This window comes from Azospirillum sp. A29, from assembly GCF_042604625.1.
Lineage (GTDB): Bacteria > Pseudomonadota > Alphaproteobacteria > Azospirillales > Azospirillaceae > Azospirillum > Azospirillum palustre.
Genome location: NZ_CP170460.1, coordinates 1,194,775 through 1,216,131 on the forward strand (window position 1 = coordinate 1,194,775; position 21,357 = coordinate 1,216,131).

General features: G+C 71.7%; 3 protein-coding genes. All 3 read left to right on the forward strand.

All coding sequences use genetic code 11. The annotated features are described in order from the left end of the window. Window positions 1–31 precede the first annotated feature (31 nt). The 3 genes from ABNQ38_RS05265 to ABNQ38_RS05275 are packed head-to-tail and all read left to right on the forward strand — an operon-like array spanning window position 32 to window position 21,353. Window positions 32–6,790, forward strand: coding sequence for an amino acid adenylation domain-containing protein (locus ABNQ38_RS05265; RefSeq protein WP_377806052.1), 6,759 nt, complete (start codon window positions 32–34; stop codon window positions 6,788–6,790). Further along, entirely contained in the window at window positions 6,787–13,371 is a 6,585-nt protein-coding gene (locus ABNQ38_RS05270) for an amino acid adenylation domain-containing protein (protein WP_377806053.1), read from the forward strand. Before ABNQ38_RS05265 ends, ABNQ38_RS05270 begins: the two co-directional genes overlap by 4 nt. After that, a complete protein-coding gene (locus ABNQ38_RS05275; protein WP_377806054.1) occupies window positions 13,368–21,353 on the forward strand; it encodes an amino acid adenylation domain-containing protein in 7,986 nt (2,661 codons plus the stop codon). Before ABNQ38_RS05270 ends, ABNQ38_RS05275 begins: the two co-directional genes overlap by 4 nt. Window positions 21,354–21,357: the final 4 nt, after the last annotated feature.

The following is a 21,357-nucleotide window of genomic DNA, read 5'->3' on the forward strand; positions in this document are numbered from 1 at the left end:
CGTGCCCTTCTGCCTGCACAGGTGATCCCCCATGGACAACCGTTCCGATGCCGCCCCCCTTTCGACGGTCTCTGCCGTGCGCAAGCCCGCCGAGATGCCGGTCGAGACGCTGGTCGGCACACTGGTCGGGCGGGCCGCAGAGATGCCCGGCGGTATCGCCCTGCGCTTCATCGCCGAGGGGACGGACGATCCGCTCAGCTATGCGGAACTCGACCGGCGGGCCCGGGCCATCGCCGTCCGCCTGCGCGCGCGGGCCGGGCTGGGCGACCGCGCCGTTCTGCTGCTGCCGAGCGGCCCGGACTATGTCGCGGCCTTCTTCGGCTGCCTGTATGCCGGCGTCATCGCCGTGCCGGCCTATCCGCCGGAATCGGTGAGGCCACAGCATCTGGCCCGGCTCCAGGGTATCCTTGCCGATGCGCAGCCGCGCTTCATCCTGACGGATTCGATCCTGTACGACACGCTGCTGGAGGCTTGCCGGGCCATGGCGGGCGGCGACCGGATGCCTGAACTGCTGGCCGTGGACAGGGTGGACGGCGGGCTTGCCTGCGACTGGTCGATGCCGCCGCTGTCCGGCGACGATATCGCCTTCCTGCAATACACCTCCGGCTCGACCTCCGCGCCCAAGGGGGTGCGGGTGAGCCACGGCAACCTGATCGCCAACGAGCGGCTGATCCGCGGCGGTTTCGGCATCGGGCCCGACGACTGCATCGTCAGCTGGCTGCCGCTGTTCCATGACATGGGCCTGATCGGCGGTCTGCTGCAACCGATCCACGCCGGCATTCCCTGCGTGCTGATGTCGCCGCGCTATTTCCTGGAACGACCGCGGCGCTGGCTGGAGGCGATCGGCCGCTATGGCGGCACCATCAGCGGCGGGCCGGATTTCGCCTTCCGCCTGTGCTGCGAGCGCATCGCCGACACGGCGCTGGATGGGCTGGACCTGCGGTCCTGGCGCCTTGCCTTCTCCGGTTCAGAACCGATCCGTCCCGACACGCTGGCCCGTTTCGCCGAGCGCTTCGCCCCGGTGGGTTTCGACCGCCGCTCCTACTTCGCCTGCTACGGGCTGGCCGAGGCGACGCTGTTCGTCACCGGCGGCCGGCGCGGGCAGGACATCACCCTGGCGCCGTTCGACGGGCCGGCATTGGCCGCCAACCGGGCCATGCCCCCGGGTGACGCCGCGTCGGCGACCGTGCTGGCCGGCTGCGGCCATGTGCAGCCCGATCATCCTGTGCGGCTGGTCGATCCGGCCGGCGGCTCGGAGGTCGGCGAGGGGACGGTCGGCGAGATCTGGGCCGGCGGACCCAGCATCGCCGACGGTTATTGGCGCAACGCGGAGGCGACGGCCCGCAGCTTCGTCGAGCGCGACGGCACGGTCTGGCTGCGCACCGGCGACCTGGGTTTCCTGAAGGATGGCGAGCTGTTCGTCACCGGCCGTCTCAAGGACATGCTGATCGTGCGCGGCCAGAACGTCTATCCGCAGGATCTGGAGCGCAGCGTCGAGGAGGAGGTCGAGGTCGTCCGCAAGGGGCGTGTCGCCGCCTTCGCCGTCGAACAGAATGGCCGTGAGGGGATCGGCATCGCCGCCGAGATCGGCCGGACGGTGCTGAAGCTGGTGACGCCGGAGGCGCTGTGCGGCGCCATCGTCGCCGCGGTGGCCGACGCCTGCCAGGAGGCGCCGGTGCTGGTCGCCCTGCTGGAGCCGGGTGCCCTGCCCAAGACCTCCAGCGGCAAGCTGCAGCGCTCCGCCTGCCGGTCCCTGCTCGACGCCGGCGAACTGCCCGTCTTCCACGTCCAGCGCCGGGGAGACGCCGTTGCGGCGACGGACACCCCGGTCAATCTGCGGGCCGCCCGCGGCCTGACCGGACGGGAGAGCGAGGTCGCCATGGTCTGGTCGGAGGTTCTGGGAACCGCCGTCACCGATGCCGGTGCCCATTTCTTCGCGCTGGGCGGCAATTCGGTGTCGGTGGTGCAGGTGGTCGCCCGGCTGCGCGAACGGTGCGGACTGGCGGCCGACGTCGCCGACCTGTTCCGTCATCCCACCCTGTCGGACTTCGCCGCCCGGCTGTCCGAGGCGGGTCCCGCGACGATCCGGACGATGGCTCCCCGTATGGGTGGGGAGGAGCGCATCGCCGAACCGTCGGCGGCCCAGGCCCGCATGTGGTTCAACTGGAAGCTCGACCCGCGGGACTGCGGCTACACCATTTCGGGGCGGGTCCAGCTGCGCGGGCCGCTGCGCCGCGATGCCGTCCAGGCGGCGGTGGACCTGCTGGTCGGGCGCCACGAAAGTCTGCGCACCGTCTTCCGCGAGGAGGCCGGCCGGCCGGTGCAGGTGGTCCGCCCCGCCGGGACGTTGCCCGTCGCCGTCCGTTTCGCAGATCTTTCCGGCGACGCCGGCCGCGACGGTGCGTTGCGCCGCCTGCTGGAGGAGGAGGTCCGCGCCCCCTTCGATCTGGTGGAAGGCCCGCTGATGCGGGTGCAATCGATCGCCTGTGCCGACGACGATCATCATCTGCAGGTCAGCCTGCATCACGCCATTGCCGACGGCTGGTCGATGACTGTCCTGCTCGACGAGTTCGGCGAGGCCTATGCCGCCTGCTGTGGCGGCAGGGCACCCGAGCTGCCGGCGCTGACCGTCCAGTATGCCGACGTCGCCCATTGGCAGCGCGACCTGCTGGAGTCGGGTGAGGGCGCTCGCCAACTCGCCTATTGGGCTGGCCGGCTGGGCGACCGCCATCCGGTGCTGGACCTGCCCGCCGAGCGCCCGCGTTCCGCCGGTGGCAGCCAGCGTGGGGCGGCTGTCCATTGCGCCATCGACGACGGGCTCGCCACGGCCTTGCGTGGGCTGGCGCGGCGGATGGGGGTGACGCTGCCGACCCTGCTGCTCGCCAGCTACACGGCTCTGCTGCACCGCTATTCCGGCCAGGACGACATCCGTGTCGGCTGCACGCTGGCCAACAGGCGCAGTGTGGACAGCGAAAGGCTGATCGGCTTCTTCGTCAACATGGCGGTGCTGTGCGCCGACCTGTCGGACGATCCGGCCTTCGACTTGCTGCTTCGCCGGGTCGGCGAGGCGGCACTCGACGCCCAGGCCAACCAGGATCTGCCCTTCGACCGGCTGGTCGAGGAACTGCAACCCCAGCGCGATCTTGCCCATCATCCGCTGTTCCAGGCCGCCTACGACCATCAGTGGCAGCGGCTGGACGGCCTCGACCGATTGCCGGGCCTGCGGGTGGAGGCCGTCGAGCATCTCCAACTCGCGACGCAGTTCGACCTGATCCTGCACACCACCGAGCGGGCCGGTCCGGGTGGAAGCGGTCCTCTCGGCGCCTTCTTCACCTACAGTCTCGACCTGTTCGAGCCGGAGAGCGTGGAGCGGATGGCGCGGCACTGGCTGACCCTGCTTCGCGGCATCGTCGCCGATCCGGCGCTGCCGGTCAGCCGTCTGCCGTTGATGGACGAGGCGGAGACGGCGGCGCTGGTCGCCGGCTGGAACGATCCCGCCCGCAACCCCGCCCATCCGCCGGCACCGCTTCCGGCCGACGCCCCCGGCCTTCATGCCCGCATCGCGGCCCAGGCGCACCGGCATCCCGACGCCCCGGCCGTGACCTGCGATGGCCGGACCCTGAGCTATGGCGAACTCGACCGCCGCAGCGACCGGCTGGCGTGGCGGCTGCGCTCGCTCGGTGTCGGACCGGACCGGCTGGTCGGGCTGGCGGCGGACCGCTCCTTCGACCTGATCGTCGGCATGCTCGGCATCCTGAAGGCTGGCGGCGGCTATCTGCCGCTCGACCCCTCCTATCCCGCCGACCGGCTGCTTTACATGCAGGCCGACAGCGGCATCGGGCTGGTCGTCACCCAGACCCATCTGCGCGATGCGCTGCCGCTGGCCGACGGCGTGCGGGCAATCTGCGTCGGCGAGGAGCCCGACGCGCCGGATGGTCCGCCGCCAGACCTGGGCCGGGCCGGATCGCTCGCCTACTGCATCTACACCTCGGGCTCGACCGGCCAGCCGAAGGGCGTGGCGATCACCCATGCCAATGTGCTGCGGCTGTTCAAGTCCTGTCCGGCGGACCTGCGCTTTGACGGGCGCGACGTCTGGGCGCTGTTCCACTCCTATGCCTTCGACTTCTCGGTCTGGGAAATCTTCGGCGCCCTGCTGCATGGCGGGCGGCTGGTGGTGGTGCCCTACTACACCAGCCGGTCGCCGGCCGACTGCTTCGCCCTGCTGCGGGACGAGGGAGTGACCGTCCTGAACCAGACGCCTTCCGCCTTCCGACAGCTGGTGCCGGTGGCGCTGGGTTCGCCGCGCGATGCCCTGTCGCTCCGGCTGGTGGTGTTCGGTGGCGAAGCGCTGGAGATGGAAAGCCTGCGAAGCTGGTTCGAGCATTTCGGCGACAGCCGTCCGCGGCTGGTCAACATGTACGGCATCACCGAAACCACCGTCCATGTCACCCATCGCCCGCTGACCATGGCCGACCTGCCGAAGTCCGGGCCGGCAACGGACCAGCCGGAGGCCGGCGCCCCGGTCGGCATGCCGCTCGGCGACCTGCGCTGGTACTTCCTCGACCGGCATCTCCAGCCGGTCCCGCCCGGCGTGGCGGGTGAGATCCATGTCGGCGGAGCCGGGCTGGCGCGGGCCTACCTGAACCGTCCCGCCCTGACCGCCGGGCGCTTCGTCGCCGATCCCTTCGGCGGATCCTATGGCGATCCGGGTGGGCGCCTGTACCGCAGCGGCGACCTCGCGCGTTATTGGCCGGATGGCCGGGTCGAGTATCTCGGCCGCGCCGACCAGCAGATCAAGCTGCGCGGTTTCCGCATCGAGCCGGGCGAGATCGAGGCGGCGGTCCGCCGCCAGCCCGGCGTCGCCGATGCCGCCGTGCTGCTGCGCGGCGAGGGCGCTGACTGCCGGCTCGTCGCCTATGCCGTCGCCGACGAGGAGGCGTTGCGCGACCGGCCCGAGGAGCAGCGGGGCGATCTGGTCGGGCAGTGGAACACGGTGTTCGACGGCACCTATTCCCGCGCCGAAGCGGCGACGGGGCCGAGCTTCACCGGCTGGAACGACAGCTACGACGACCGGCCGATCCCCGAGCCGCAGATGCGGGAGTGGCTGGATGCCACCGTCGCGCGCATCCTGGCCTTGAAGCCGGAACGGCTGCTTGAGATCGGCTGCGGCGTCGGTCTGCTGACCCAGGCGGTGGCGCCGCGCTGCGCCGTCTATCACGGGACCGACTTCTCGGCACAGGCCATCGCCGATCTCGGCGCCTGGGCAGCCGGGAAGCCGGAACTGGCCCATATCCGGCTCAGCCGGCGCGAGGCCACCGATTTCGGCGGGATGGGCGAGGGCGGGATGGGCGAAGGTGGAGTGGAGGAGGGCGGCTACGACACCGTCGTCATCAACTCCGTCGCCCAGTATTTCCCCGACGGCGACTATCTGCTGCGCGTTCTGGAGGGTGCGGTGCGGGCCCTGCGGCCGGGCGGGCGCATCTTCCTGGGTGACCTGCGGCCGCTGCATCTCCAACCGCTGTTCCATGCGTCGGTGGCGCTCCGGCAGGCGGAAGCGCAGGCGAGCCCCGCCCAGCTGCGTGCCCGCGTTGCCCGCGCCATGGCCGAGGATGGCGAACTGCTGTTCGCTCCCGGCTTCTTCCAGGCGCTGCGCGGCCGGATTCCGGAGATCGGCCGCATCGACCTCGATCTGCGTTGCGGCCGGGCCGACAATGAGTTGACCCGCTACCGCTTCGACGCGGTCCTGCATGTCGGTGCGGAGGACCTGCGTCCGGCCGGCGGCTGGCGTGAGGCTGGGGAGGATTTGACCCGTCTCGACCGCCTGCTGGCGGAGGAGCGGCCCGCCGGCCTGCGGATCGCCGGGATCGCCAACCGCCGGCTCGCCCGCGACCTTGCCGCCTGGATGGCGATGTCCGGCGCCTCCACGCCTGCAGCGTGGGCATTGCGGGAGCGGATCGACCGGCTGGACCCCGCCGGCGCCGATCCCGACGCCTACCGGGCGCTTGCCGAGGCGCACGGCTACCGTGCCCGCGTCGGCTGGAGTGTCGGTCCGGGCGGTGCCGGCGATGCGGAAGGCCGCTTCGACGTGGAGATCTTCGATCCGGCCCGGCTGGAGCGTTATCCGGTCGGGCCTTATCCCATCGGGCCGGAACCGGCAGTTCCCGATGGCTGGCGCGCCCAGTGCAGCGACCCGCTGCTCGCCCGGCAGCGGCGCCAGTTCGCGCCGCGTCTGCTGTCCGCCCTGCGCGGCAGCCTGCCGGCGCATATGGTGCCTTCCCAGATGCTGCGCGTCGACCGGCTGCCGCTGACCGTCAACGGCAAGCTGGACCGCGACCGGCTGGCCGACCACGACCAGCCCATGCAGGTGACCGCCGCCGCCCATGTCCCGCCGGAAAGCCCGGTGGAGCAGGCGCTGGCTGCCATCTGGGCCGAGGTGCTGGGCGTCACCCGCGTCGGCCTGGACGACGACTTTTTCGAACTGGGGGGCCATTCGCTGCTGGCGACCCAGGTGGCCTCGCGCATCGCGGCCGATCTGGGGGTGACGCTGGATATCCGCACCCTGTTCGAGGCGACGGGCCTGCGCGGCCTCGCCCGGCGGGTGGAGGAGCGGCGCGCCGCCACCGAGCCCGCCGCCGCATCCGCCATCGAAGACGAACTGGCCGCCGCGCTGAAGGCCATCGAAGGCCTGTCGGAGGCCGAACTGAACGCGCTCGCGGATGCCGCCCAGACCGGCGGCGCCCAGACCGGCGGCGCCAGAACAGACAGTGCAAACACGGGGATCGCCCGATGACCAGCAGCCCGTCCACCCCCTCCCTGCCGTCCTCGCTCGACGGTCTGTCGCGCAGCCAGCGCCGGGCGCTCGCCGCCGTTCTGGCTGCCAAGGGCATCGACATCCATACCCGGTTCCCGATCCCCCGCGCGGACCGTTCGCAGCCGCTGCCGCTCTCCTATGCGCAGCAGCGGCTATGGTTCCTCTGGCGGATGGATCCCGGCGGGGCGGCCTACAACATTCCCGGCGCCATCCGGGTGACCGGCCCGCTCGACCCCGCCCTGCTGGAGGCGGCCTTCGCCCATCTGGCCGACCGGCACGAGGCGCTGCGCACCATTTTCGCCGAGCGCGAGGGCCAACCCGTCCAAATCATCCACCCCCGGCTGGCGCCGGTGCTCGCCAGCATCGACCTTTCGGCGCTTGCCCCTGCCGACCGCGAGGCGCGTGCGCGGGATCTGGCGCGCGGGGAAGCTCTGGCCCCCTTCGATCTCGGCAACGGTCCGCTGATGCGCCTGACGCTGGTACGGCTGGCAGCGGAGGAGCATCTGCTGCTGGTCACCCTGCATCACATCGTCGCCGATGGCTGGTCGGTGGAGCGCTTCCTGGCGGAATTCGCCCGCAGCTACGACGCTCTGCGGGCCGGCCGGCAGCCGGACCTGCCGGCGCTGCCGATCCAATATGCCGATTACGCCCAGTGGCAGCGCGACTGGCTGGAGGCCGGGGAGCGCGACCGGCAGCTCGCCTACTGGCGCGGCCGGCTCGGCACCGAGCATCCGGTGCTGCCGCTGCCGCTCGACCGGCTCCGGCCGGCGGTGTTGGGCGCCCATGGCGGCACGGTGGCCTTCCGGCTCGGCGCAGAGCGCAGCCGAGCGTTGAAGGCGCTGGCCCAGGCCCGCGGCGTCACGCCCTTCGTGCTTCTCCTGGCCACCTTCAAGCTGCTGTTGATGAAGCACAGCGGCGAGACCGACCTGCGGGTCGGCGTGCCCTTCGCCAACCGCAATCGCATCGAGACGGAAGGGGTGGTCGGCTTCTTCGTCAACACCCTGGTCCTGCGCAGCGGGCTGGACAGCCGCGAGAGCTTCGGCACCCTGCTGGCCCGGCTGCGCGACACCGCGCTGGAGGCCCAGGCCCACCAGGATCTTCCCTTCGAACAGCTGGTCGAGGCGCTCCAGCCCGAACGCAGCCTGAGCCACAACCCGCTGTTCCAGGTGAAGTTCAACTACGGCTTCGACACCTCCACCCTGCCGGCACCGGAGGGGCTGCGGCTGGCGCCCGAGCCGAACGAGTTCCTGGGCGCCCATTTCGACCTTGCGCTGGATATCGCCGACGCTCCGGATGAGTTGCACGGCTCGATGACCTATGCCCGCGACCTGTTCGAAGCCGCCAGCGTCGAGGGGCTGGTCGCCGACTATTGCGGTCTGCTGGACGCCGTCCTGCGCCAGCCCGACGCCCCGCTGTGGCGCCTGCGCCCTTCGGGTTCGGCACCGGCCGGCGAAAGCGGCGGCTGGCGCGATCCGGCGCCGGGCGTTCTGGAGCTGTGGAACGCCCGTGTCGAAGCCGATCCGGAGGCCGTCGCGGTGTGCGGCGGCGAACGGACGCTCACCGTCCGTGCGCTGGACGGGTTGGCGAACCGGCTGGCGAATGCCCTTCGCGAAGCCGGGATCGGGCCAGGCGACCGGGTCCTGCTGGGCTTCGAGCGATCCTGCGGCCTGATCGCGGCGCTGCTCGGCGTCATGAAGGCCGGCGCCGCCTATGTGCCGCTCGATCCGTCCCAGCCGGCGGAGCGGTTGCGCCGCCTCGCCCTGTCGAGTGGCGCCCGCTGTGCCGTGGCGGCGGGAACGACGCTGGCCGCAGCCGGGGCCACCGGGTTGTCCTGTCTCGACCTCGACGGTCCGCACGTCGCGTCCCAGCCGGCCGGCTTCGATGGCCCGGTCCCGGCCGTGGCGCTTCCGGCCTATGTCATCTACACCTCCGGCTCCACCGGCGAACCCAAGGGCGTCGTCGTCAGCCATGGCGCGCTCGGCAGCTATCTGCGCGGTGTTCTGGAGCGGCTGGCGGTGCCGAAGGGCACCTCGATGGCGATGATCTCGACCGTTGCCGCCGACCTCGGGCATACGGTGCTGTTCGGCGCGCTCTGCCATGGCGGCGCCCTGCATCTGGCCGACGATGCCACCGCGCGCGATCCCGACCGCTTCGCCGCCTGGATGGCGGGCTGCGGCGCCGGGGTGCTGAAGATCGTGCCGAGCCATCTGCGCGGCCTGCTCCACGCCGCCCGTGCCGCCGACGTTCTGCCGCGGGACCTGCTGGTCCTGGGCGGCGAGGCCTGCGACGGCGGGCTGGTGGAGCAGCTGCGGCGGCTGCGGCCGGGCCTGCGCGTGCTCAACCATTATGGCCCGACCGAGACGACGGTCGGTGTTCTCACCCACGAGGTTCCGCCCGCCGTCCCCGCCGTCATTCCGCTCGGCTCCCCCCTGGCCAACGTGCGCGTCTGCGTGCTCGACCCGGACCTCGAGCCGGTGCTCGCCGGTGCCGCCGGCGAGCTTTATGTCGGTGGCGACAGCCTGGCCGACGGCTATCTCGGCCAGCCGGCGGTGACGGCGGCCCGCTTCGTTCCCGATCCGCAACCGCGCCGGCCGGGCGACCGGCTCTACCGCACCGGCGACCGGGTCCGCCTGCGCCGGGACGGGCTGCTGGAGTTCGTCGGCCGCCTCGACGATCAGGTGAAGATCCGCGGCCATCGCGTCGAGCCGGGAGAGGTCGCCCGCGTCCTCAAATCCCTGCCCGGACTGGCGGACGTGCTGGTGATCGCCGGCACCGCCGTTCATGGTCCGGCCGCCGGGCAGCTGATCGCCTACTGCGTGCCGTCCGCCGCCGAGCCCGATATCGCGGCTCTGCGCGAGGCCGCCGCCGGTCTGCTGCCGGATCATATGGTTCCGGCTCTTTGGCTGGTGCTGGACCGCCTGCCGCTGACCGCCAACGGCAAGCCGGACCGCAAGGTGCTGCCGGTGCCGGCCGCCGCCGAACCGGCATCCCAGACGGCGATGACGGAGACGGAGCAACGGCTCGCCCGAATCTGGGCCGAGGTCCTGAAGCGCGAGACCGTGGATGCCGGCGCCAGTTTCTTCGCCATGGGCGGGGATTCGATCCTCAGCCTCCAGCTGATCGCCCGCGCCCGCAAGCAGGGGCTGAAATTCACCCCGAAGCAGCTGTTCGAGGCGCAGAGCATCCGCGCGCTCGCCACTCTGCTGGACGCCCGGCCGCAAGGAACCGCTCCGGTCCTGTCGCCGGTCCCGGTCCCGGTATCGGCGGCGGAGCCACAGGCCGGACCGGAGGAGGCGGCGATTCCCGCGGTACCGCGCGGCGAGAGCCTGCCCTTGTCCTCCACCCAGCGCCGCCTGTGGTTCCTGTGGCGCCTCGATCCCGTCAGCACGGCCTATACCATCTCCACGGCGCTCCGCCTGCGCGGCCGGCTCGACCCCGAAAGCCTGCGGCGGGCCTTCGCGCTGGTGTCCGGGCGGCACGAAACCCTGCGCACCCGCTTCATCGAGCGGGGCGGCGAACCCCGGCAGGTCATCGACGCCGATGCCGCCGTCGATTGGACGGTCGAGACGCTGGAGGATGCCGGTCTGCTGGATGGCCGGCTGCGCGGCGAGGCCGCCCGCCCCTTCGACCTGGAGCGGGGGCCGTTGCTGCGCCTTCGCCTGTTCCGTCTGCCGGACGGGGACGGGCACGCGCTTTCCCTGGCGATGCACCACATCATCTCCGACGGCTGGTCGATGAACGTCTTGGTGGACGAGATCGCCCGTGCCTATGCGCTGTTGTCGGCCGGTCTGCCGGCGGTATTGCCGCCGCTGCCGCTCCAATATGCGGACTATGCCGCATGGCAGGAGCGGTGGATGGAGTCGGCCGAGGCGCGCCGGCAGCTCGACCATTGGCAGGGGCGCCTGGGGGGCGAGCAGCCGGCGCTCGACCTGCCGGCCGACCGTCCGCGCCCGCCGATGCAGAGCCATCGCGGTGCGGCGGTGGAGTTCGAGCTGGACGCATCGCTGGTCGCCGGGCTGGCTGCCGTCGGGCGGGAGCAGGGGGCGAGCCTGTTCATGGTCCTGCTCGCCGCCTTCGCCGCCCTGCTGCACCGGCACAGCGGTCAGCGGGACCTGCGGATCGGCGTGCCGACCGCCAACCGCGGCCGGGTCGAGCTGGAGGGGCTGATCGGCTTCTTCGCCAACACCCAGGTCCTGCGCATCGAACCCGATGGGCGTCTGCCCTTCGACCGCTTCCTGGCGCGGGTGCGTGACGAGGTTCTGGCCGCCCAGGGCAACCAGGAACTGCCTTTCGACGCCCTGGTGGAGGCCTTGCAGCCCGACCGCAGCCTCGACCGCAACCCGCTGTTCCAGGTGATGGCCAGCCACAGCCGTCCGCGCTCCGACGCGCTGCGCCGCCTGCCCGGCCTGGACATCGCCGAGTATCCGCGGCTGCACCACGCCGCCCAGTTCGACCTGTCGCTGCACAGCGAGGAGCAGGCCGACGGTTCGCTGCGTGCCACCCTGATCTACGCCACCGACCTGTTCGACGAGGACACGGTCCAGCGCTTCCGCAGCCATTTGGAACGTATCCTCCACGGGGTGGCGCAGGCGCCCACGGTGACGCTGGGCTATCTGCCGATCCTCGACGCCGCCGACTGGCCGGAGGTGCTGCCCAGCCCCAGCCATCCGGCCGGTCCCCTGGTGCCGGAGCTTATCTCGGAGCAGGCCGGTCTGCATGGCGGGTGTCCTGCGGTGAGCTTCGGCGGCCGGACGCTGAGCTATGCCGAGCTGGAGGCGCAGGCGAACCGGCTGGCCCACCGGCTGCAGGCGCTGGGCGTCGGCCCGGAGGTGACGGTCGGCGTCGTTGCCGAACGCTCGCTGGAACTGGTCGTCGGCCTGCTGGCGGTGATGAAGGCGGGCGGCGCCTATCTGCCCCTCGACCCGGAGCTGCCGCCCGCCCGCCTTGCCGCCATGGCCGCGGACGCCGGCATCGCCCTGCTGCTCACCCAGTCCCATCTTGCCGGCAGGCTGGGCGGCGAGGCGTTGCCCGAGGCTGTCCGCCTGCTGCTGCTCGACGCCGCGGACACCGACGCCGAGAACACCGACGCCGAGGACACCGGGGGACTGCCGGACACGCCGCCCGCGGCCGGGCTGCGGCCGGAGAACCTCGCCTACCTGATCTACACCTCCGGCTCCACCGGCACGCCCAAGGGGGCCGGCAACAGCCATGGCGCCCTGCTGAACCGCTTGGCCTGGATGCAGAAGGCCTACCGGCTGTCGCCGGGCGAGCGGGTGTTGCAGAAGACGCCCTTCGGCTTCGACGTCTCGGTCTGGGAGTTCTTCTGGCCGCTGATGGTGGGGGCGCATCTGGTGGTGGCGGCGCCCGGCGAGCACCGCGACGCGGCCCGGCTGGTGGCGCTGATCCGCGGGGAGGGCATCGACACGCTGCACTTCGTGCCCTCCATGTTGCAGGCCTTCCTGGAGGAGCCGGGGGTGGAGCATTGCACCAGCCTGCGCCGGGTGGTGTGCAGCGGCGAGGCCCTGCCGGAGGCGTTGCAGGACCGGCTGCTCGCCCGTCTGCCGCAGGTCGGCCTGTACAACCTCTATGGCCCGACGGAGGCGGCGATCGACGTCAGCCATTGGACCTGCCGGGCCGGGGAGGGCGGTGCGGGTGGCGGTGTTCCGATCGGCGTGGCCATCGACAATCTGCGGCTGCATGTGCTGGACGAGTGCCTGAACCCGCTTCCGGCCGGCGCGGTCGGCGAGCTCTACATCGCCGGTGCGGGTCTGGCGCGCGGCTATCACCGGCGGGCCGGGCTGACGGCGGAGCGGTTCGTCGCCGACCCGTTCTGCGCCGACGGCGGCCGGATGTACCGGACGGGCGATCTGGCGCGCCGGCGCGGGGACGGGGTGATCGAGTATGTCGGGCGGATCGACCACCAGGTGAAGATCCGCGGCCTGCGGATCGAGCTTGGCGAGATCGAGGCCGTGCTGCGCGGCCATCCGGCGGTGCGGGATGCGGTGGTGGTCGCCCGCGACGGCGCGGGCGGCAAGCGTCTCGTCGGCTATGTCGCCGCCGATGCGGACGCGGAACTGCCGCGGCGGCTGAAGGATCAGCTTGGCCGCGCGCTGCCGGACTACATGGTTCCGTCCCACCTCGTGGTGCTGGAGCGGCTGCCGCTGACGCCCAACGGCAAGCTGGACCGCAAGGCGCTGCCCGAGCCTGCGCCGGATGCCGGCGTGGAGCATGTTCCGCCATCCACGGCGACCGAACATGACGTGGCGGAGATCTGGCGCTCGGTTCTCGGAGTGGAGCGGGTCGGCGCCGCCGACAACTTCTTCGCACTCGGCGGCCATTCGCTTCTGGCGGCGCGGGTGGCGGCAAGGCTCCGCGAGCGGCTCGCGGTGGACCTGCCCCTGCGCACCCTGTTCGAAGCGGCGACCCTGGCCGAACTGGCGGCGCGGATCGACGGTGAGAAGGCGGACGGCGCCGCGGAGGAGGAGATCGGCCGCATGGACGCCCTGCTGGCCGATCTCGAAGCCGGCTTCGAAGCCCTGCCGTCGGAGGCCGCGCAATGACCACGCCTGTCCAGCATAACCCCCAGCATGAACCGGCGGAGCGGCTGGACGACGCGCTCGCCCAGATCGCCCGGCGCCTCGACGCGTTGCCCGCAGACCGGCAGGAGGAGTTCCTCCGGCGTCTGGCCCGGACAGGAATTTCCTTCGCCCGGCTGCCGATCCTGCCCGGTCGCCGGCCGGACCGGCTGCCGCTGTCCCATGCCCAGCGGCGGCTGTGGGTGCTCTGGCAGCTCGACCGCCATAGCCGGGCCTACCACATTCCGATGGGTCTGAGCCTGACCGGTTCCCTTGACCGGGAGGCGCTTGCCGGTGCCTTCGCCGATATCCTGGCACGGCACGAGGTGCTGCGGACCAGCTACCCGGTGTGCGACGGCGAGGCTGAACAGCGCATCCATCCCGCCGCTCCCCCGGACATCGCCTGGACCGATCTGTCGGCCCTGGTCCCGGTGGAACGGGAAACCCGGCTGCGGGCCCTGGCCGAAGCGGAGGCGGCAACCCCCTTCGATCTGGAAGCGGCGCCGCCGGTCCGCCTGCGGCTGGTGCGGCTGGCGGAGGACGAGCATGCGCTGTTCCTGACGCTCCACCACATCGCCGCCGATGGCTGGTCGGTGAACCGGCTGGTGGAGGAATTCGCCGCCCTCTACGTCGCCCGGCGGGAGGGGCGGGACGCCGGGCTGCCCCCGCTGCCGATCCAGTATGCCGACCATGCGCTGTGGCAGGACCGGCTCCTGCGCAGCGGCGAAGGGGCGCGCCAGCTCGACCGTTGGCGTGCCCTGCTGGGCGATGAGCAGCCGGAGCTGATGCTGCCGCGGGACGGAGAGAGCGCTGGGGACGAAGGGCAGGGGCTCGACCGGCGCGAGGCGGGCGTGCCGTTCGTCCTCGACGATGCCCTCGGCGCCCGGCTGCGCACCGTGGCCGGCAGGACGGGGGCGACCGTCGCCAATCTTCTGTTGGCCGCATTCCTGCTCCTGCTTCACCGTCACACCGGGCAGGGGGATGTGCGGGTGGGGGTGCCGGTCGCCGGGCGCCATCGCGCCGAAACCGAGCGCCTGATCGGCCTGTTCGTGAACAGTCAGGTCATCCGCGCGGATCTGCATGGCGGGCTCGGTCTGTATGAGGTGCTGGCGCAGGTTCGCGGCCGGTCGGTCGACGCCCAGGCCAATCAGGATCTGCCCTTTGAGCATCTGGTGGACGCCCTGAGGCCGGAACGCCGACTCGACCGCAATCCGCTGTTCCAGGCGATGTTCAACCATCAGCACCGTTGGCTGTCGGCGCTGGACCGGGTCGCCGGTCTGACGATCGGACCGCTGGCCGGCGGCCCCCGCGTCGCCCTGTTCGACCTGTCGCTCGAGGTCGAGGAGGATGACGGCGGGCATATCCGCTGCGACCTGCGCTATGCCGCCGACCGCCTTGCGGCGGAGCGGGTCACCGCGATGGCGGAGGATTACCGGCGCATCCTCGCCGCTTTCGCCATGGAGACGGGCGCTCCGGTCGCGTCCATCCGCCTGACGGCCGACGACCGGATGGATGTCGTGCCCCCGAGGACGGCCTCCGGTGCCGCCCCGTCGCCCGCAACGCTGTTCGATGCCCGCGCGACGGAATCTCCCGAAGCCGTCGCCCTGGTGTCCGATGGGCGGCCGGTGAGCTTCGGTGCCTTGAAGGACCGCTCGGACCGGCTGGCTTGGCGGCTCCGTGCGCTGGGTGTCGGACCGGATGTCCGGGTCGGGCTGGCGGTCGAGCCGTCGCCTGCCATGGTCGTTGGGATTCTGGCCGTGCTGAAGGCGGGCGGAGGCTATGTGCCGCTCGATTCCCGCCTCCCCCATGACCGGCTGGCGGGCATGATCGCCGATAGCGGCATGGCTCTGATCCTGGCGCAGGACAGCGTGCTCGGCTCGATGCCGACCGGGGTGGACTGCCTGACGCTGGACGCCGACGGGATGTGTGGGGATGGGATATGCGGGGATGAGCCGGACGCGGAGGGTGCTCTCCGGGCGCCGGTGGACGAAGCCTTGGCCTATCTGATCTACACCTCCGGATCGACCGGGACGCCCAAGGGCGTCATGGTTTCCCACGGGGCGCTCGCCCGCCACTGTCTGGCGGCGGCCGAGGCTTATGGGATGACCGCCGGGGACCGGCTGCTGCATTTCGCCTCCGTCGGCTTCGATGCGGCGAGCGAACAGATCCTGATGCCTCTGCTGGCGGGGGCCGGTGTCGTCCTGGGCGCCATGGCGGATTCCACGCCGGAACGGCTGGCGGCCCTGATCCTGCGCGACGGCGTCACCATTGCCGACCTGCCGCCGGCCTATCTTGCCCGCCATGCCGAGGCCCTGGCCGATGCCATGCCCGGCCACCGCCTGCGGGCCTGCATCCTGGGCGGCGAGGCCTGGGATCTGTCGCTCACCGGGCGCCTCGCCGGCTGGACCGACCGGATCTTCAACGCTTACGGGCCGACCGAGGCGGTGATCACCCCTCTCGTCTGGCAGGCCGGCAGCGAGCGGCAAACCGGAACCGCTCCCATCGGCCAGGCGATCGGCGAGCGCCGGGCGATGGTGCTCGACGCTTCGTTGAACCCGCTGCCGCTTGGGGCGGTCGGGGAACTTTATCTTGGCGGCGCGGGGTTGGCGCGCGGCTACCTGAACCGTCCCGGCCTGACGGCGGAGCGCTTCGTCGCCGATCCGTTCTCGGCTGGCGGCGGGCGGCTCTACCGCACCGGCGACCTCGTGCGCCAGCGCGGGGACGGGGTGATCGAGTATGTCGGGCGGATAGACCATCAGGTGAAGATCCGCGGCTTCCGCATCGAGCTTGGCGAGGTGGAGGCACGGCTGCGGGCGCAGGAGGGCGTGCGCGAGGCGGCGGTGGTCGCCCGCGACGGCAGCTCCGGCAAGCGTCTGGTCGGCTATGTCGTGCCGGTCGGTGCGGAGGCGGACGATTTTGTCGAGTGGCTGCGCGCCGGGCTGAAGGCGGCGCTGCCGGACTACATGGTTCCGGCTCACCTCGTGGTGCTGGAGCGGCTGCCGCTGACGCCCAACGGCAAGCTCGACCGCAAGGCCCTGCCGGAGCCGGAGATGGCGTCGTCGTCGGCCCGGGTGCCGCCGCGCAGCGCAGCCGAACGGGCCCTGGCGGCGCTGTGGTGCGAGCTGCTGCGGCTGGAGAGCGTCGGCGTCACCGACAACTTCTTCGAGCTGGGCGGAGACTCCATCCTCTCCATCCAGCTGGTCAGCCGCGCCCGCCGCCACGGCCTCGCCTTCACCCCGCGCGACGTCTTCGAGCATCAGACCCTGGAGGCGCTCGCCCGCGCCGCCCGCAGCGACGCCGGCGCTCCGGCCGCTTCGGCCGCCGGGCAGGGTGCTGTCGGCGGGGCACTGTCGCTGACGCCGATCCAGCGCTGGTTCTTCGAGGAGCCGATCCCCAGCCGCAGCCACTGGAACCAGTCGGTGCTGCTGCGGCTGCGCCGGCCGGTCGATCCGGCGCTGCTGGAACGGGCGCTCTCGGCCCTGCTGGCCCATCACGACGCCCTGCGGCTGGTCTTCGCCGGAGACGGACGTGCCGAGCACCTGCCGCCCGAGGCGGTGCCGCCGGTGCTGTGGCACCGCGTTGCCGCCGATGCCGGGGCGCAGGAGCGGCTGTGCGAGGAGGGCCAGCGCAGCCTCGACCTCGGGCATGGCCCGCTGCTGCGCGCCCTGCTGGTCGAGCGGCGAGATGACGGGGAGCAGCGCCTGCTGCTGGCGATCCACCATCTGGTGGTGGACGGCGTGTCCTGGCGCGTGCTGCTGGAGGATCTGCAACTGGCCTGCACGCAGCTGGAGCGGGGCGAAGCGGTGGTGCTGCCGGCCAAGACCGCGTCCTTCCAGTCCTGGGGCGAGGCGCTGCGCCGCCACGCCGCGAGCGGGGCGCTGAAGGATGAACTGTCCTGGTGGCGCGACAGCCTGAGGGATGCTCCGGCCGGGCTGGCGGGGGTGGCGGAGCCGGTCTCCCCCGCGGCGCTGAGGGTGGCGACATCCGCCGTGGCGCGGACGCGGCTGGATGCCGGCTGGACCAAGCGCCTGCTGTCGTCGGCGCCCGCGGCCTACCGGACGCGGGTGAACGACCTTCTGCTGACGGCGCTGTCGCGAGTGCTGTGCCGGTGGAGCGGTGAAGCCTCGGCACTGGTGCAGCTGGAGGGTCATGGCCGCGAGGAGCTGGTGGGCGGCCTGGACCTCAGCCGCAGCGTCGGCTGGTTCACCACTGCCTATCCGGTGCATCTGCGCCCCGGCGGGGGAGCCGGCGGAGAGGTGGGCGCATCGATCAGGGCGGTGAAGGAGCAGCTGCGGGCGGTTCCGTCGAATGGGCTGGGCTTTGGCGTGCTGCGCCATCTGGGCGATGGGGAGGCGCAGGCAACGCTGCGGGCGCTGCCCGAGGCGCGGGTGACCTTCAACTATCTGGGCCAGTTCGACGGCAGCTTCGACGACACCGCCCGCTTCGTGCCGGCCGACGAGCCGGCGGGTGCCCGTCTCGATGCCGACGCCCCGCTCGGCAACTGGCTGAGCATCGACGGCAGGGTCTATGACGGGGAGCTGGTGTTCGACTGGAGCTACAGCCGGACGGTGCTGGCGCCATCGGTTGTGGAGGGGTTGGCCTCGGCCTATGGGGAGGAGCTTCAGGCGCTGGTCGCGCATTGCGAGACCTCGGCCGGCGGTCTGACGCCGTCGGACGTTCCGCTGGCCGGCCTGACGCAGGGCCAGCTGGACGCGCTGTCGCTGCCGGCGCGCGAACTGGAGGATCTCTACCCGCTGAGCCCGATGCAGCAGGGCATGCTGTTCCATGCGCTGGAAGGGGCCGCGGAGGGCGAAAGCCCTTATGTGACGCAGCTCGCCGTCGAGGTGGAGGGGCTGGAGGAGGAGCGCTTCGCCGCCGCCTGGGCCTGGGTGACGGCGCGCCATGCCGTGCTGCGCACCGGTTTCCTGTGGGGCGGCGCGCTTGCCGCCCCGTTGCAGGCGGTGTGGGAGCGGGTGGCCGATGCGGTGTCGGTGCTGGACTGGCGCGACCGCGGCCTTGCCGGCACCGGGCTGGAGGAGGCGTTGGTGGCCTTGGCGCGGGAGGAGCGTGCCCGCGGCTTCGAGCTTGGCCGTCCGCCGTTGCAGCGGGTGGTTCTGGTGCGGCTGGGGCCGGGGCGACAGGGCCGGGGGCGCCATCGCCTGATCTGGACCAGCCATCACCTGCTGCTGGACGGCTGGAGCAGCGCGCGTCTGGTGGCGGAGGTGCTGGGCCGCTACCGGGGAGCGGAGGTGGGCGGCGCGGCGGGCCGCTACCGCGACTACATCGCGTGGTTGGGGCGGCAGGATGGGGCGGCGTCGGAGCGCTTCTGGCGCGGGCGCCTGTCGGGGCTGGAGGCGCCGACGCTGCTGGCGGCCAGCCTGCCCTGCCGGGCTCCGCAGGCGGGGCACGGCGTGGTGCGGCTGCGGCTGGATGGCGGTGCGACGCGGCGGTTGCAGGCGTTCGCGCAGGCGCAGCGGGTGACGCTGAACACGCTGGTGCAGGGGGCGTGGGCGCTTCTTCTGCAACGCTACAGCGGTCAGGAGACGGTGGCGTTCGGCGCGACGGTGTCGGGCCGTCCGGCGGAGCTTGCCGGCGTCGAGGAGACGCTGGGGCTGTTCATCAACACGCTGCCGGTGGTGGAGCGCCCGCCGTCTGGCGAGCGGGTGGGGGAGTGGCTGCGCGGATTGCAGCGGCGGAACCTGGAGATGCGCGAGCACGAGCACACGCCGCTGCACGAGGTGCAGCGCTGGGCCGGCTCCAGCCTCGGCACCAGCGGCGGCGCTCGGGCCCTGTTCGACAGCATCCTCGTCTTCGAGAACTATCCCGTCGACGAGGCCATCAAAAACCACAACGACCACACCATCGGATTCGGAGCCGCCGAGACCGTCGACAACACCCATTACGCCATGACCCTGACGGTGCGGGCCGGGGAAGAACTGGATCTGGCCTTCGGCTACCGGCGCGAGCAGTTGGACTCCGGCCGGGTGGAGGAGCTGTCCCGGCTCTTCGGTGGCCTGCTGGAGCGCATGGCGTCGAAAGCCGAGGCTTTCGTCGGGGCATTGGATCTGCTGGAGGGCGACAACCGCCGCCGCCAGGTGCTGGCGGACTGGAGCGGACAGGATGAGCCGGGCCCGCCGCCTCCTTCAACCCCGCGCCTCCATCAGCTGATCGAAACCCAGGTCCGCCGCAAGCCGGAGGCGACAGCCCTGGTTCATCCAGGCGGTACCCTGAGCTATCGCGAACTGAACGCCCGCGCCAACCGTCTGGCCCGTCTCCTGCGCGCCGAGGGAATCGGGCCGGACGACCGGGTCGCCATCGCACTTGAGCGCTCTCCCGAGCTGCTGGTCGCCATTCTTGCGGTTCTGAAGGCCGGCGCCACCTATCTGCCGCTCGATCCCAGCTACCCGCCGCAGCGTCTGGCATACATGCTGGAAGATGGCGGGGCCGCGCTGCTGCTGACCTCGGAGACGCTTCAGGGCGGCATGCCCAGGCCGGCCGGTCTGCCGACGGTCCGCCTGGACGCCGACCGGGACCGTCTGGCGGCGTTTGCCGACGACGATCTGCCGCCGGTCGGCGCCTCCGACAACCTGATCTACCTGATCTACACCTCCGGCTCCACCGGCCAGCCCAAGGGGGCCGGGGTGACGCAGGCCGGGTTCGTGAACCTGATGCGATGGTATTGCGATCATGTCGGCTTCGATGCCGGCAGCCGCCTGCTGCTGATGAGTTCGCACGCCTTCGACCTGACGCAGAAGAACCTGTTCGCACCGCTCCTGGTCGGTGGACAACTGCACATGGCAGGCGAAGGCTATGACCCGCAACTGTTGCTGGACTGGATCGCCCGGCACGGCATCACCGCGCTGAACGCCACTCCCAGCACCTTCCAGCCGCTGGTGGCGCTGGAACGGAACGGTGAGCTGAGGTCTCTGCGCGACGTGATCCTGGGCGGAGAGCCGATCCGCACCGATGCATTGCGTCCATGGCTGGAGAGGCGGCATGGGCCGAAGCCGGGCATCCACAACAGCTACGGCCCGACCGAATGCGCGGATGTCGTCGCTTTCCATCGCTGGGACGGCATCGCAGACGAAGTCCCGACCGGCCGGCCGGTTCCCGGCCTGCGCCTCTACATACTGGACAGCTGCGGCAATCCGGTGCCGCCGGGGGTGGCGGGCGAGCTGCACATCGGTGGTATCGGGGTCGGGCGCGGCTATCACCGCCAGCCGGGCCTGACCGCCGACCGCTTCATCCCCGATCCCTTCGGTGAGCCGGGCGGGCGCCTCTACCGCAGCGGCGACCTTGCCCGTCACCGCGAGGACGGTGTGATCGAGTATCTCGGCCGTATCGACCAGCAGGTGAAGATCCGCGGCCTGCGCATCGAACTCGGCGAGATCGAGGCGGCATTGCAGGCGGATGCGGCGGTCCGGAATGCGGCGGTCGCCGCCGTCGCAGGACCGGGCGGCGGACAGCTCTGCGCCTACATCGTTCCCGTCGAGCAGGACGGCCGGCAAGGCGACGCCCTCTGGCCGGCGTTGCGCCGGCGGCTGGGCGAACGGCTGCCCGACCATATGGTCCCCACCCTCTGGGTCCGGCTGGACCGGCTGCCTCTGACGCCCAGCGGCAAGCTCGACCGCCGGGCTCTTCCTCAGCCCGAACCGAAGCAGCGGACCCATGTGCCGCCCGTCACGGATCTGGAGTGTCGGCTGGCTGCCCTGTGGGAAGAGCTGCTGCGGGTGGAGCGCGTCGGTCTCGACGACGACTTCTTCGAGCTGGGCGGCCATTCGCTGCTTGCGGTGCAACTGATCGCCCGTCTGCGCCGCGATTTCGGAATCGGCCTGTCGCCGGGACAGGTTTTCGGCAACGCCACCCTGCGGGCGCTGGCCGCCCATGTCGCCGAGCGTCCGGCGGCGCCGGATCCGGCCAAGCTGTCGCGGATGAGCGCGTTGATGGACATGCTGGAATCCGGTTGACCGG